11 protein-coding genes are annotated in these 15,137 nt (G+C 69.7%); 5 read left to right on the top strand and 6 right to left on the bottom strand.

The annotated features are described in order from the left end of the window. Positions 1-168: 168 nt before the first annotated feature. Positions 169-1,485 carry a Glu/Leu/Phe/Val dehydrogenase dimerization domain-containing protein gene (locus ABD134_RS02520; protein WP_344226424.1) on the top strand — a complete coding sequence of 439 codons (1,317 nt, stop codon included), beginning with the start codon at positions 169-171 and terminating at the stop codon, positions 1,483-1,485. Between the two features lie 15 nt (positions 1,486-1,500). On the opposite strand, the gene ABD134_RS02525 is transcribed toward ABD134_RS02520, so the two are convergent. Continuing rightward, positions 1,501-2,229: a maleate cis-trans isomerase family protein gene (locus tag ABD134_RS02525; RefSeq protein ID WP_344226426.1), complete on the bottom strand. Its 729-nt coding sequence runs from the start codon at positions 2,227-2,229 to the stop codon at positions 1,501-1,503. After that, positions 2,226-2,984 carry a maleate cis-trans isomerase family protein gene (locus tag ABD134_RS02530; RefSeq protein WP_344226429.1) on the bottom strand — a complete coding sequence of 253 codons (759 nt, stop codon included), beginning with the start codon at positions 2,982-2,984 and terminating at the stop codon, positions 2,226-2,228. The genes ABD134_RS02525 and ABD134_RS02530 overlap by 4 nt, the downstream gene beginning before the upstream one ends. 223 nt (positions 2,985-3,207) lie before the next feature. Between ABD134_RS02530 and ABD134_RS02535 the strand changes: the two genes are divergently transcribed. Further along, complete coding sequence (locus ABD134_RS02535) at positions 3,208-4,590, top strand: amidase (RefSeq protein ID WP_344226431.1); 1,383 nt, start codon at positions 3,208-3,210, stop codon at positions 4,588-4,590. 3 nt (positions 4,591-4,593) lie between these two features. Here ABD134_RS02535 and ABD134_RS02540 read toward each other — a convergent pair whose 3' ends face one another. After that, positions 4,594-5,124 (bottom strand): DUF3830 family protein, encoded by a 531-nt coding sequence (locus ABD134_RS02540; protein WP_344226433.1) that lies wholly within the window; start codon positions 5,122-5,124, stop codon positions 4,594-4,596. A 19-nt stretch (positions 5,125-5,143) separates the two neighbouring features. Further along, positions 5,144-6,403, bottom strand: coding sequence for an aspartate aminotransferase family protein (locus ABD134_RS02545; RefSeq protein ID WP_344226435.1), 1,260 nt, complete (start codon positions 6,401-6,403; stop codon positions 5,144-5,146). 110 nt (positions 6,404-6,513) lie between these two features. Here ABD134_RS02545 and ABD134_RS02550 point away from each other — a divergent pair, with 110 nt between their 5' ends. After that, positions 6,514-7,998 (top strand): NAD-dependent succinate-semialdehyde dehydrogenase, encoded by a 1,485-nt coding sequence (locus ABD134_RS02550; RefSeq protein ID WP_344226437.1) that lies wholly within the window; start codon positions 6,514-6,516, stop codon positions 7,996-7,998. A 40-nt stretch (positions 7,999-8,038) separates the two neighbouring features. Here the strand turns inward: ABD134_RS02550 and ABD134_RS02555 are convergent, their stop codons facing one another. Beyond that, the gene (locus tag ABD134_RS02555) at positions 8,039-9,205 is read right to left on the bottom strand and encodes an ADP-ribosylglycohydrolase family protein (protein ID WP_344226439.1); all 1,167 of its coding nucleotides are present in this window, start codon (positions 9,203-9,205) and stop codon (positions 8,039-8,041) included. Positions 9,206-9,311: 106 nt separating this feature from the next. Here ABD134_RS02555 and ABD134_RS02560 point away from each other — a divergent pair, with 106 nt between their 5' ends. Both ABD134_RS02560 and ABD134_RS02565 read left to right on the top strand, forming a co-directional pair. After that, a complete protein-coding gene (locus ABD134_RS02560; RefSeq protein ID WP_344226441.1) occupies positions 9,312-10,562 on the top strand; it encodes an exonuclease SbcCD subunit D in 1,251 nt (416 codons plus the stop codon). Beyond that, complete coding sequence (locus ABD134_RS02565) at positions 10,559-13,642, top strand: AAA family ATPase (protein WP_344226443.1); 3,084 nt, start codon at positions 10,559-10,561, stop codon at positions 13,640-13,642. Before ABD134_RS02560 ends, ABD134_RS02565 begins: the two co-directional genes overlap by 4 nt. Here the strand turns inward: ABD134_RS02565 and ABD134_RS02570 are convergent. Then, positions 13,629-15,113: a malate:quinone oxidoreductase gene (locus ABD134_RS02570; RefSeq protein ID WP_344226445.1), complete on the bottom strand. Its 1,485-nt coding sequence runs from the start codon at positions 15,111-15,113 to the stop codon at positions 13,629-13,631. The genes ABD134_RS02565 and ABD134_RS02570 overlap by 14 nt on opposite strands. Positions 15,114-15,137 lie beyond the last annotated feature (24 nt).

Raw genomic sequence — 15,137 nt, forward strand, 5'->3', positions numbered from 1 at the left:
CATCGTGCAGGAACCGGCGATAGACGCCAACGGCAACCCCCTCCACGCTGGGAGTACGAGCCGGAGCCGATCCGGCTGGAACCGAATATTCACCGAAGCACGCACCGGAGCACACGCCGGGGGCGAACCGCTGCGGGACCGACCGTGAACTCGATGGAGGTGGCGGGCATGACCCTGATCCAGAACCCTGATGGCAACCGCACGCACTACGGCACGAGTGGATCGGCACGCAGTACCCGGCCGGGAACCCTGCCCGGCATCAGGCCAGAGGCCCTGCCTGGGAACCCGCCGGGGGAGCCGTTCACGCGTCCAGACCCCTTCGACCGTCCACCGGAGCGGGAGATCGCATGGACCGATCCGGTCACCGGCTCCCGTGGATGGCTCATGGTGCACACCTTGGTCGGGGGCATGGCCACAGGAGGCACCCGCATGCGAGCCGGCTGCACCCGGGACGAAGTCGCCGACCTGGCACGCTGCATGGCCACCAAGACCGCGGCATTCGGTCTGCCCGTCGGCGGGGCCAAGGCAGGAATCGACTGCGATCCGCGGGATCCGGCCGCGCTAGGGGTCCTGGAGCGGTTTTTCGCGCACATGCGGCCATGGCTCGAGAACTCCTGGGTCACCGCCGAGGACCTCGGCGTCTCCCAGTCGGACCTCGACGCCGTCTTCACCCGGCTGGGATTGGACCAGTCCTTCCACGCCGCCATCCGGCGCTCGCCGGACCCGGCCACCACCCTGGACCGTGTTCGGGCAGGACTCGACACCGTGGACCGGGACGGCCTGCCGCTGGGGGACGTGATCGGTGGCTACGGGGTGGCTCAGGCCTGCCTGGGGACGGCGGCCGCCCTCGGCTGGGAACCCACGCGGACCACAGTGGCCATCCAGGGCATCGGCACCATGGGCGGCGGAGCCGCGTGGTACCTGCACGAGGCAGGTGTCCCCGTGACCGCGATCGCTGACGCCGCCGGCACCCTGTTCTGCCCCCGCGGCCTGGACATTCCGGCCCTGCTGGCCGCCCGCGACCATTACGGTGAGATCGATCGGGCGACGGTACCGTCCGGCGTCGAACTCCTGCCGCGCGATGCCGTGCTCGCGGCGCCCGCGGACATCCTCGTCCCGGCGGCTGTCTCCTACGCGCTGGGAGTCGGGTCCGTGGCGGACGTCGCGGCCCGGGCCGTGGTCGAGGCGGCGAACTCACCCACGACGCCGGACGCGGAGGAACGCCTGGCCGTGCGCGGGATCCCGGTGATCCCGGACTTCGTGGCCAACGCCGGTGCGGCGGCTTGGGCCTGGTGGTTGCTGCAGGGGCAGGTGGGCACGGATTTCGAGGACTCGTTCCGCCGCCTGCGGCAGGAGATGCAGGGCAAGGTGGCGTACATGCTCGCGGAATGGAGCGACGCCAGGGTGAGCCCTCGGCGCAGTGCCTGGGGATTCGCCAGCGCCAACGTGGAGGCGCTCGCTGGTCGCGAAATCACTATTCCCTAGCCGTGCCGGGCGCCACTACACCCGGGTGAACAGCTCGCCCAGCCGTTCAGAGGTCACTGACGAGCCAACCAGCCGGAGACCGTGCCAGATCGTGACCTGGTTGGCCGTGAGGACGGGCTTGCCCAACCGGTCCTCGATCGCCGTCAGCACGTCCAACGTGTGCATGGCCGTGTCCGGGATGAGCAAGGCCTCGGCGGCCGGATGGTCGTTCCGCAGGGCCAGTTCCAGGACCTGGGCGCCCTCCAGGGAGCCCACTTCCGCCGCCGTGTTGATCCCGGCGCTGCCCCGGGCCACCACCTCGATCCCCGAGGCCGTCAGGAAGTCGGTGAAGAGCGCCGCTACCGCCTCCGGATAGCTCGCTGCCACGGCTACTCGCTTCAGGTCGAGCGCGGTCACGGCTGCCACGAACGACTGTGACGTGCTCGCGGCCGGCACCCCGGCCACCTCGGCCAGCTGGTCGGCCTGCCGAAGGACGCCCTCGTGACCGTAGACGAAGCTGCCGGACGTGCAGGCCCACATCACCGCGTCCACCGGTCCCACCGCCTCCGCCTCCACGGCCGCGAGCAGCTGCGAAACACCCTTCGCGAGCTTCTCCGGGCTGCCCAGATCGAGGAGTTCGGGGACCGCGTGGAGATCCGTGCCGTAGATGTGCACGACCGGCAGGCGCACGCCGAGCCGGTTCGCCGCCGTCGGGTATTCGTCCTCGGCCGCGTGGTCCGGGTAGATGATGCCGATGGTGGTCATGAAGGTGACTCCTCTCGGAAGACGTCGGCCAACCAGCGGCCCGGGCCGACCATCGGCAGGCCCATGCGGCCGAGGCAGGCCCAGACGGTCAGCTGATTCGCGGTCAGGACGGGCTTGCCGAGCCGGCGTTCCAGCGGTTCGATGATGTCGTAGGTGGGCAGGTTGGTGCAGGAGACGAAGACGGCCTCGGAATCGGGGGTGTCGGCCGCGAGAATGAGCTCGGCCACGGTACGGTAATTGACCCGCCAGATCCCGCCGCCCAGACCGAGGTAGTGGCACTGCGGAACGCTCACCCCCAATTCGCAAAGGAAGGCGACCAGCCGGTCCGTCAGGTCGGCGTCATACGGGGTGATCACCGAGACCCGCCGTAGCCCCAGCGCCCGCACGGCCTCCGCCAGTGCGCCGGAGGTGGTGACGGCGTGGGGAGCTCCGGACTCCAGGATGGACCGGCGGAGTTCGCTTTCGTACCCGAGCCCGTGGATGAAGCTGCCGGAGGTGCACAGGTAGGCCACGACCTCCGGATCCACACCGAGCACGTCCCGGGTGGCTGACTGCACGTGCCGCTTCTCGGAGACGAGTTCGGCCATCTTCAGGCTGACGGGGACCGGCTCGAAGGGCGTCCGGGCGAGGTGGAGGCTGACGTCCAAGGGCGTCCACCGCCACAGCTCCCGCTCCAGGGCCAGGTCAAAGGGCGCGATCACGCCGATGCCACGCTGCGTCACGGGACCGTCGAAATCGATGTCTGACAGGTCCACTGCCGCCCCTCGCCCTCTACTACGTCGATCTGCCGAGTTGGTGATGGGCTGAATCATAGGGGTGCCACCGTCGTGGCGACCATGGGCCGGTCACGACGTGTGGGCCCTTCCATCCGCGCAGATCAAACCCGCATAATGCGGGGACGAGGGCCGCGGGCCGGAGCGTCCGCGAAGCCGTTCGCACGATGTCACCGAACACCATGTCGCCTACCGGGAGCTGCAGATGGACCCCACCCAGATGACCGCCGTCGAGCTCGTGGCCTCCTACAGCAGCCGGGCACTCTCACCCGTCGAGGCCACCACCGCGATCCTGGACCGCATCGGGACGGCGGACGGCGACCTCGGGGCCTACTGCCTCGTGGACGGTGACCGCGCTCTGGAGCAGGCCCGCGCGTCCGAGGCCCGGTGGCTCAGTGGCCATCCCCAGGGGCTTCTGGACGGCGTGCCCGTCTCCATCAAGGACATCTTCCTCACGGACGGCTGGCCCACCCTGCGAGGTTCCCGGTCGATCGACCCGGACCAGCCGTGGACGGTGGACTCGCCCGTAGCGGCCCGGCTCCGCGCGGACGGCATGGTCTTCCTCGGCAAGACCACGACGCCGGAGCTCGCCTGGAAGGCGGTCACGGACAGTCCGCTGACGGGCATCACCCGCAACCCCGCCGACCCGCGGTTGACCGCCGGCGGCTCCTCCGGCGGTTCTGCGGCCGCGGTGGCGGCCGGCCTGGGGCCGTGCTCCGTGGGGACCGACGGCGGCGGCAGCGTCCGCATCCCGGCCTCCTTCTGCGGAATCGTGGGCTTCAAGCCCACCCATGGGCGGATCCCGCTGTATCCGGCCAGCCCGTTCGGTCCGCTGGCCCATGCCGGGCCGATGACGCGCACGGTGGAGGACGCGGCCCTGATGATGGACATCCTTGCGCTGCCGGATCCCCGGGATCCGACCTCCCTGGCGCCACCGCAACGGACCTTCCGCGGCGAATTCAACCGTGAGGTGGCCGGACTCCATGTGGCCTACTCGCGTGACCTCGGCTACGCGAACGTGGACCGGGAGGTCGCGGCCGTCGTGGACACGGTGGTGAGGCGGATCGACGAGGCAGGGCTGCCCGTCACCGAGGCCGATCCTGGCTTCACCGATCCGATCGAGGCCTTCGAGGTGTTGTGGGCCAGCGGGGCGGCCACCCTGCTGGACACGATGGCCGCGACCTCGCCCGGCATGCGGGAGAAGGTCGACCCGGGCCTGGGCCGGGTGTGGGACCGGGGGGAGCGGATCAGCGCGGTCGAGTACCTCCGGGCCCGGGACGTCGCCGCGCAGGCCGGGATCTTGATGGGCTCCTTCCACGAGGAGCACAATGTGCTGCTCACCCCCGCCGTGGGGATCCCGGCGTTCGAGGCCGGGTACGAGGTCCCGCCCGGCAGCGGGCTGGAACGGTGGCCGCAGTGGGCCACGTTCAGCTTTCCGTTCAACCTCACCCAGCAACCGGCCATCAGCATCCCTGTGGGCACCACCGCCGCCGGGTTGCCCGTCGGGCTGCAGATCGTGGGTCCGCGGCACTCCGATGACCTCGTGCTGGCCGTCGCGCGGTTCGTTGAGTGGCTGCTGGAGCAGTAGACCCTATTCGCGCTCGAACACCAGCCGCTCGCCGGCGAATCCGTTCCGCCACAGATCATTGCAGGCCGCGGCCATGGCCTCGAGCCCGGTGGAGGCCGTTGAGCCGTCCGGGCCATCTGGTCCGGCCACGACCGTGCCGAACACGTTGCCCGGGACCCATCCGACGTCGCCGTTGAGGAGCAGGTTGTTCCGGTCGTAGAACAGGGCCAGGTCCGTGGCACCCTGGGCCTCATGGGCGGTGGTGCCGGGCGCATAGCCGTAGGACGGGTTGCCGATCTCCCAGGGCTCGAAGTCGAACAGGCACACGTCTCCGGGGATCGGCGTGACCGTGGGGTTCTCGCGCCTGGGTGCCGCCGTGATGCGGGGCAGCAGGGTGTACACCTCGTTCCGGGCGAACTTGGCGTGATAGGCGTCCCCGGCCAACGGGAGGGCGTCCCAGACGGCCGCACACGTGGCCGGGGCGAGGTCGTCGAGCAAGCGGACGCGGCAGGAGACCCGGCGGGTGGCGAGCGTGATGATGAGGTGGCGTGGCATCGGGTCCCCGTGGTTCCCTCTAGATTTCCGCGAGGACCTCAGACCACAGGTCCAGCCCCTCGTCGATCTCCTCGGCGGTGACCACGAGCGGCGGGATCATCCGGACCACGTTCATGTAGGCGCCACAGGTCAGCATCAGCAGGCCCCTGTCCGCCGCCGCGGTCAGGGCGGCCTTGGCCCGGTCCGGATCGGGGGTGCCGTCCGCGGTGGTGAACTCGCTGCCCACCATCAGCCCGAGTCCGCGGACATCTCCGATCCCGGCAGCGCCGGGGGAGCCGGCCGCGGCCGCCGACCGGGCGCCGTCGAGCAATTGGGTGCCGCGTTCGGCGGCGTTACCCACGAGCCCCTCGTCCTCGATCACCTGCAGGGTCGCGACGGCGGCCGCACAGGACACGGCGTTGGCACCATAGGTGCCCCCCTGGGATCCCGGCCAGGCCCGGGCCATCACCTCCTCGGTGGCGGCGATCCCGGACAGCGGGAAACCGGAGGCGATGCCCTTGGCGAAGGTGATGATATCCGGGGAGACGTCGAAGTGTTGGTGCCCGAAGTACCGTCCCGTGCGGCCGAACCCGGTCTGGATCTCGTCCATGACCAACAGGATGCCGTGCCGGTCCGCCCGCTCGCGCAGCCCGGCGAAGAAGGCGGTGTTCCCAGGGATGTAGCCCCCCTCGCCGAGGACTGGCTCCACGATGAACGCCGCCGTCTCCTGCGGGGACGTCACGGTGGCGAAGAGGTAGTCCAGCTCCCGCAGGGCGAAAGCCGTGGCCTCCTCCTCGCTCCAGCCGTAGCGGTAGGCGGCGGGGAACGGGGCAATGTGGACGCCGGACATCAGTGGACTGAATCCAGCCGAGAACCGGGTGCCGGACGTGGTCATGGTCGAGGCGGCCACGGTGCGGCCGTGGAACCCGCCGTGGAACACGATGACGTTCGGCCGGGCGGTCGCCTGCCGGACCAGGCGCAGGGCCGCCTCCACGGCCTCGCTGCCGGAGTTCGCGAAGAACAGTGAGTCCAGGTGGTCCGGCAGCACCTCGGCCAGCTTCTCCGTCAGCTCGATGAGGGGCCTGTGCATGACGGTCGTGTACTGGCCGTGGATGAGCGAGGCCACCTGCCCCTGGGCAGCCGCCACCACACGCGGATGGCAGTGGCCCGTGCTGACCACTCCGATGCCGGCGGTGAAGTCGAGGAAGCGTCGCCCGTCCTGGTCGTAGAGGCAACTTCCGCGGGCATGGTCCACGATCACGGGACTGGCCTGCTTGAGGTGGGGTGACAACGCCGTCATAGATGAGCCTCCGGTCGAGGAGTGGGTGCTGAGTCGGTGGCTACGGTTGGGTGTTGACAGTACTTCTACGATGGGCTGACCGGCAAGGATCCACGACGCGGAGGCAGCCCATGCGCCAGTCAACCCCCTCTTCAGCCACCTCTTCAGAGGCCGAGGCCGAGGCCATCGCCTCCGTCCCGACCGGCCTTTTCACCGGCGGCCGGTGGCGGACCACCGCCCGGACCATGTCCGTGGAGGATCCGTCCACGGGAGCGGTCCTGACCGAGGTGGCCGATGCCAGCCCGGAGGAGGCCGCAGCCGCCCTCGACGCCGCTGCCACGGCCCAAGCCGACTGGGCGGCGACCCCGCCACGGCAGCGCAGCGAGATCCTGAGCCGGGCCCACCGGCTCATGGTCGAGGAGACCGACCGGTTGGCGCTGATCATGACCCTGGAGATGGGCAAGCCCCTGGCCGAGGCTCGCGGTGAGGTGGCCTACGCGGCCGAGTTCTTCCGCTGGTTCGCCGAGGAGGCCGTGCGGATTGACGGCGGCTACATGACCGCCCCCGCCGGCGATTCCCGCTTCCTGGTCGCCCGCGAGCCCGTGGGGCCCTGCATCCTCATCACACCGTGGAATTTCCCCCTGGCCATGGGGACCCGCAAGATCGGCCCGGCTCTGGCCGTCGGATGCACCTGCGTCATCAAGCCCGCCTCCCACACGCCGCTGTCCATCCTGGCCCTGGCCGAGATCCTCGTCCGCGCCGGGGTGCCGGATGGGGTGGTCAACGTGGTCACCACGAAGCGCAGCAACGACGTGATGACCCCCCTGATCCTCGACCCGCGGTCCCGCAAGCTTTCCTTCACCGGCTCCACTGAGGTGGGCAAAGGACTGCTCGAGCTCGCCGCGAAGACCGTCATGCGCACCTCGATGGAACTGGGCGGCAACGCTCCGTTCCTGGTCTTCGAGGACGCCGACCTGGACGCCGCCGTGGAGGGGGCGATGCAGGCCAAGATGCGCAACATCGGTCAGGCCTGCACCGCCGCCAACCGCATCCTGGTCCAGCGCTCGGTGGCCGCGGACTTCGCCGATCGGCTCACTCGGCGCATGGCCGAGCTACCGTTGGGACGCGGCGTCGAGGACGGTGTGGTCGTGGGGCCTCTCATCAATGCAGAAGCCGTGGACAAGGTCACCGAACTCGTGCGCGACGCCGTGGGACGCGGGGCGGAGGTGCGGCTGGGCGGGCAGGCTGTGGACCGGGCGGGTCACTACTATCCGGCGACGGTGCTCACCGGGGTGCCGGCCGACGCCGAGATGTGCAGCGCCGAGATCTTCGGGCCCGTGGCCGCGCTCTCCGAGTTCGACACCGAGGAGGAGGCCGTGGCGATCGCCAACGACACCCCCTACGGTCTGGTCTCGTACCTCTACACCACCGACCTGGCACGGGGCTTCCGCGTCAGCCACGCACTGGAGACGGGCATGGTCGGCATCAACCGCGGGGTCGTCTCCAACCCGGCTGCACCCTTCGGCGGTGTCAAGGAGTCCGGTGTGGGCCGCGAGGGCGGGTTCAGCGGCATCGACGAGTTCCTGGAGACGAAGTACATCAGCGTCGGCCTCTGAGGTCGGTCTGGAAGGGATCGGCCCCAGATCGCGCCCGGGCTCAGCTGGTCGCGGCGATCCAGCGCTCCGCGGCCTCGGCCACGATCTCCCGCTCGCCGATCCATGCCGGGACAGCTGCCTCGGGAAAGATGCTCATCCCGTAGCGGGCGCCCAGGAGCTGACCGGCCAGGGAGGCGGTCGAATCGGAATCGCCGTCGTGGTTGACGGCCAGGTGCAGGGCAACGCGGAAATGCAGCGCTGCGCCGAAATCGACGGGCGCCAGCGACTCGACGTCCGGGTCTGCCGCTGCGAGGCCACCGTCGGGTGCCGCAGCCCGTGCGGGATCCACGGCACCGCCGGTCACCAGCACGGCGTAGACCGCGATGGCCAAGGCCTCCTCGGCCACCCAGCCCTCGCCCAGTGCGGCGGGGACAGCACCGGCCTCGGCGGCAGATCCGCCGGGCCCGGCCAGAGCGACAGCCGCACGGACCGCCGCGGCCGTGCCGCCGTCGTCGGGCACGGTGTCCAGCCACTCCAGCGCGGCGGTGACGGACGCGTCAAACCCGTGCCCGGCCATGAGCCGGGAGATCATCAGGCTGAAGGCGGCGGCCGCGGTCCAGGCTGCCGGGTGCCCGTGGGTCAGGACGGCGCCCCGGCGGGCGAGGGACACGACCATGGCGTCCTCGAGGCCGGGGACCATGCCGTAGGGGGCCGAGCGCATGACGGTCCCACACCCCTTCGACTCTGGGTTCTGCGGCTGGTGGGGGAGGCCCATGTCACGCGAGGATAGGCCGGACAGGCAGGCGTTGCCGGGGGCCCGGCGCACGTGCATCTCCGGGTGTTCCTCGAGCCAGCGCGTGGGAGGCTCGGGGGCTCCCTCAGGGAGGGTGCCGGTCTGGGTGCGGTACCAGCGAAGGCAGGAGAGCCACACGCAGGCGGTGGGATCGGCCATGGAGCCTTCGTTGGCCCACTCGATCCAGTCGAGCAGACCGTCGAGGACGAAGAGCGTCATCTGCGTGTCGTCGCTGATCGGGACCGTCCCGCCGGCACGGATGGCGGGGACCTGAAGGGGGTGTGTCAGCCCGCTGTCACCGTGCTCGGCACGGATCTGCGTCAGTGAGGAGAACTCGACGGTGTAGCCCAGGGCGTCCCCGGCGGCACCGCCGGCCAGCAGGCCCAGCACCCGTGAGGGATAGGCGGGGGAGGGTGGGGCGTCGGATTCGCTCATGACCTCCATCGTAGGGACTGCCGAAGGCATCGCAGGACCACATCGGCAGGACCACGGCTGTGGAGAAGTGCCAAACGCGTCCCGTGTGGCGGATAGCGTGGTGTCCATGTTGATCCTGCACACCTCTGACTGGCATCTGGGCCGGTCGTTCCACGGAACCGGCCTGCTCCGGGCGCAGCGAGAAGTCCTCGACCAGATGGCTGCCACGGTCCGGGAACGGGGCGTGGACCTGGTCCTCGTGGCCGGTGACGTGTATGACCGTGCTCTTCCCGCCGCTGATGCGGTGGAGGTCCTCGACCGGGCCCTTGCGGAGCTGGTGAGCGCCGGGGCGGCCGTGGTGCTGACCAGCGGGAACCATGATTCCGCCATCCGGCTGGGCTTCGGGGGCCACCTCATGGGGGCCTCCGGGGTGCACTTCCGGACCCGGACGGACCAGGTCACCGCCCCGGTGGTGCTGGACGATCCGGACGGCGGCCTGGTCGCCGTCTACGGTGTGCCCTACCTCGAACCCCGGCACACCGGCCAGGTGTGGGACGTGGATCCGAACCACACGGCGGTGACGGCCGAGGCCGTGCGAAGGATCCGTGAGGACGCCGAGCGGCGGTTCGGCGGCCAGGAGCAGGAATCCGCCGTGATCGCCATGGCGCATCTCTTCGCCGCCGGCGGTGCCGGGTCGGACAGTGAGCGGGACATCGGCGCGGATGTCCCTCAGGGGCCGGCGACCGGGAACCAGGAGGGACGGGCGGACTGTCCGCCGGAGGAGCTGCTCGTGGGCACCCTCGGACAGGTACCGGTCTCGGTCTTCGAGGGCATCGACTACGTGGCGCTGGGCCACCTGCATGGCCGGCAGCGGATGGCGGAGACGGTGCGGTACTCGGGATCGCCGCTACCGTATTCCTTCTCCGAGGCCAACCACACCAAGGGCGGGCTGCTCGTGAGAACAACTGGGGGCGCGGTGACGGGCATCGAGACCGTGGACTGGTCTGCCGGGAGGAAGCTGGCCGTCCTTCGTGGACGGATCGAGGACCTGATGGACAGCCCGGACTACGCGTGGGCGGAGGACCGCTGGTGCCAGATCACCGTCACGGACCCGGTGAGACCCCCGCAGGCGTACCGCCGGCTCAAGGAGCGCTTCGACGGCTTGTTGAACTTCGTCCTCGATCCCGACGTCGGTGCCGCGGCCACGAAGTCGACCTACGCCGCCCGGCTGGCCGCCGCCAGTTCGGACCTCGAGGTGTGTACCGGATTCGTGGAGCATGTGCGGCGGCGCCCGGCGACAGCGTCCGAGACAGCACTGTTGACGAGCGCGTTGGATGAGAGCCGGGCCGGACTCGGGGACGAGGGAAGTGCCGCATGAGGATCCATCGACTCGAGCTGCAGGCCTTCGGGCCCTTCGCCGGTCGGGAGGACATCGACTTCACCGAACTCAACGAGGCCGGACTGTTCCTGCTCGACGGCCCCACCGGGGCCGGAAAATCAACCGTGCTGGCCGGGATCTGCTTCGCGCTCTACGGAACGGTCCCCGGTGGCCGGAGCGCCGAGGGACTGGCGAGTACCCAGTCCCCGATCGGGACGCGTCCCGAGGTCCTGCTGGACTTCACCATTGGAGCCCGGAACTTCGAGGTCCTGCGATGGCCGAAGTACCGGCGTCCGGCAAAGCGGCAACGCCAGGGTGAGGCAGGCATCAGCCTGACGGAGGAAAAGGCCGGCGCGGTGCTCCGTGAATTCCGGGACGGTGAGTGGGTCGAGGTCTCCGTGCGGGCGGATGAGATCGGCCAGCTGCTGCGCCAGGAGTTGTACCTGGACGCGGATCAGTTCATGCGCGTCGTCCTGCTGCCCCAGGGGGAATTCGCCGCGTTCCTGAGGGCCGGATCCCAGGACAAGGAGACGCTGCTCCGGAAACTCTTCGGCACGGGCCGGTATGACGGGGTCGCGACGTCCCTGGCCGCACGGCAGCAGTCCCTGGAACACGCTGCGCGGCGGGACCGGGATCTCGTGGCCACGGCTCGCCAGGACCTCCTGTTCTCGCTGCAGGACGGACTGGGGAAGGGCTGGTGGGACTCCGAAGGCGAGCCGGAGGGGTGGCCGGACACCGAGCTGGTGTCCCAGTCGACCGCTGCCGTGGCCGCCGCCCTCGAATCCTCCCGGGTCGCACGCCACGACGCCGTTGAGGAGACATCCCGCGCTCAACGGGCCGTGGACGCGGTGCGCCGGACCCGGCAGGACGTGCAGGCCGCTCAGGCCTGGGCGGACCGGACCAGCCGCCACGAGGGGCAACGGGGCCCCACGGTTTCTGCCCGTTCTGCCGTCGAACGGCACCGGGCGGCAGTGCCCGTGAACCGCAGGGCCGCGGAGGCCCGAGCGGCTGAGGACGCTCACCGGGAGCATCGTGCGGCTCTGGACCGTGCCCTGGACAGGGCGTGGGCCGATGACTGGTGCTTGGCATGGGACCGTGACAGGGAGGGGGACGAGACATCGACCGGCCTGGCCCCCCGCTTCGACGACCTGCGTCAACGAGCCGAACGGGACCTCGACCGACTGGCCGATCGCGAGCGGGACGCCGCAGCCCTGACCCGGGCCGAGGCAGAACGTGCCCGGCTGGTCGACTCCATCGAGGTCTCGACCCGCACGGCCACCGCGGCCGAGGCCGAGCGGGACGTGCTGGTGGCAGCGCAGCGAAGCCTGCACCAACGCCTCGAGGACCTGGCCAGTCCGGCTGCGGGCCTGGGCCCTGCCAAGTCGCTGCTCGAACAAGCCACCGCCAGGAAGGAAGCAGCACTGGCCCATGAGCGGGACCACCACGCCAGGGTGGCCGCCGAGGACTCTCTGCGTACTGCCACCGACCGAGCCCAGGCGGCCGTGGACGCCTGGCAGGACGTCGTCGAACGTCGGCTGGCCGGAGCCGCGTCACTGCTGGCGGCTGCCTTGCAGGACGGTGAGGCGTGCCAGGTCTGCGGGTCGGTGGATCACCCGTTCCCGGCAGCCCCGGGCGGCGCTGAGATCTCCGCCGAAGCCCAGGACCGGGCGCGTCAGGACATGGACGGACTCACAGCGGCTCGGCGGAGAGCTGAGGCTGCCGTGGACGAGGCGCGCCGCACAGCGGAATCCAGCCGACTGGCCTCGGCCGGCCTGTCACCGCAGGACGCCGAGGTGGCCCTGAGCCAGGCCCGGGACGCCGTGTCAGCCGCACAGCAAGCCGCCCGGGACCTCGAGTCGACCCGTACCGCTGTGCAGCAGAACGAAGAAGACCAGCTGGTCCAGGCCAAGGTGGCCGAGACGGCCCGCGGAGACCTCGCAGCGGCGCAGACCCGGCTGACGGCGGCGGACGAGGAGATCGACCGCCTCCGTCGGGTCGTGGCAGAAGCCTTGGACGGCCGGACCGACCTGGCTGAGGTGCGTCGGGAGCTGGAGGCCGCCAAGCAACTCGTGGACGCCGTGGTCGTGGCTGCGGCCGCCGAAACCACCCACCGGTCGCTGGCCCTCCAGGCCGCCGAACACCTCACCGCTGAACTCGTGGCGAGTCCGTTCGCCACAGTCGAGGATGTTCACGCCGCCGTGCTGCCGGCCGAGGACGAGACCCGGCTCGCGGCCTTCGTCCGGGACTGGGACCATGAGGAGGCACGCTTGGCGGAGCTAGCCGCCAGTGAATCGGTGCAGCGCGGACGTGAGCTTCTCCGGGCCGGCGTCGAACCGCCGTCGGAGCAGGAGGTGGTGCAGCACGAGGCTGCCCTTGACGCCGCCACGCAGCATCGCGATGCCGCGGGTGAACGGGTCGGTGTGCTGGAGTCACTGCACCGGCAGACGGTCCGGCAGGCCGGCGTGCTGACAGAGGTCGCCGGGCGCTCCGCCGGACAGGTGGCGGATCTCGAAGAGACGGAGGGGCTGCTCAGGCTCGTCCGTGGCGCCGGGGAGAACTCCTACAAGATGACTCTCGGCAGTTATGTGCTGGCCGGTCGCCTGGAGGAGGTGGTGGCAGCCGCCACGGAACGGCTCCTGGGCATGACCCAGGGCCGGTACGAGCTACGCCACGACGACTCGGCCCGGGGCCGTGGCATCCGAGGGCTCGATATCACGGTGTTCGATCGGTACACCGAGGACGAGCGGGCCGCATCGACCCTGTCCGGCGGGGAGACATTCATGGCCTCGCTGGCCCTGGCCTTGGGGCTGGCGGACACCGTGCAGGCCGAGGCCGGGGGTGTGGACATGGACACCCTGTTCGTGGACGAGGGCTTCGGATCCCTGGACACCGCCACCCTGGCCGACGTCATGGACGTGCTGGACGGATTGCAGGCCGGTGGCCGGACTATCGGCATCGTCAGCCATGTCGACCGGATGAAGCAGGACATCGGCTACCGGATCGAGGTGCAGAAGACCCAGCAGGGTTCACACCTTCAGGTCTGTGTACCCGACCGGGCGGGGCCGGTCAGGCGAGCTTGAGCGCGGCGTTGGTGGCCTGCTCGACCTCTTCCATCAGAGACCTGTTCTCGTTGAGCCGGTGACCGCTGGAAGGGATCATCTCCCGCAACTTGGGCTTCCACGCCTCCATCATGGCGGGGAAGCACTTCTCCAGCAGTCCGACCATGATCGGAGCCGCCTGTGAAGCGCCCGGGGAGGCTCCCAACAGGGCGCCGATGGAGCCGTCGCCCGCCGTGACGACCTCGGTGCCGAACTGCAGGACGCCCCCCTTCTTCGGGTCCTTCTTCATGACCTGCACACGCTGGCCTGCGGTGATCATCTCCCAGTCGCCGCCGTTGGCAAGCGGGTAGAAGTCCCGGAGGGCGTCAACCTTCTTGACCTGGCTCTTGGTGACCTCGGTGACGAGATACTTCACCAGGTCGACGTTGTCCTTGGCGACATTGAGCATTGGCAACAGGTTGTGCGCCCGGACCGAGAGCGGCAGGTCAAGGTAGGAGCCGGACTTCAGGAAGTTCGATGAGAATCCGCCGTAGGGGCCGAACAGCAGTGAACGGCGTCCGTCCACGAAGCGGGTGTCCAGATGCGGAACGGACATCGGCGGAGCGCCGACTGAGGCCTGGCCGTAGACCTTCGCCATATGCTGGTTGACGATCGACTCGTCGGTGCACTTGAGGAACTTGCCGGAGACGGGGAAGCCGCCGAAACCCTTGCCCTCGGGGATGCCGGATGATTGCAGCAGGTGCAGGGCGCCGCCTCCGGCCCCCAGGAAGACGAAGCGGGCCCGGGCGGTGAAGGACTCGCCGGCAGCCTTGTTCTTGACCTTGAGTTCCCATCGGCCGTCGGTGCCGCGGTCTACGGAGGTGACCTTGTGGCCGAAGCGCACGTCCACTCCTGAATTGGCCAGGTTGGTGGTCAACTGCCGGGTCAGCGAGCCGAAGTCAACGTCCGTGCCATTGCTCTGGCGGGAGGCGGCCAGCCGCTGGCCATCTTTGCGGCCGTCGATGAGCAGGGGGGCCCAGTCCCGGATGGTGTCCGGGTCCTCCGTGTACTCCATGGTCTCGAACAGCGGATGGGCGCTGAGGGACTCGTGGCGAGTCTTGAGGTAGTCGGCGTGGTCGTTTCCCCAGACAAAGCTCATGTGCGGCAGGGGATTGATGAAGGTCTTCGGTTCGCCGAGCTTGCCCTCGTTGACCAGGTAGGACCAGAACTGGCGGCTGACCTGGAACTGCTCATTGATGGCCAGTGCTTTGGTCGGATCGACCGTACCGTCGGCACCCAGGGGGGAGTAGTTCAGCTCACACAGGGCAGCGTGGCCGGTGCCGGCGTTGTTCCACGGATCGGAGGACTCGAGCCCGGCCTGGTTGAGATTCTCGAACAGGCCGATCGACCAGTCCGGCTGCAACTGCTGCAGGAAGGTCCCCAGGGTGGCGCTCATGATGCCACCCCCCACCAGGACAACGTCGTAGGTGGTTGCGGCAGACTGCTGGCTCACGATTCTCTCCCAGGGTTACGGATG

Origin of the sequence: Citricoccus alkalitolerans (genome assembly GCF_039528175.1) — a bacterium.
Classification (GTDB): Bacteria; Actinomycetota; Actinomycetes; order Actinomycetales; family Micrococcaceae; genus Citricoccus; species Citricoccus alkalitolerans.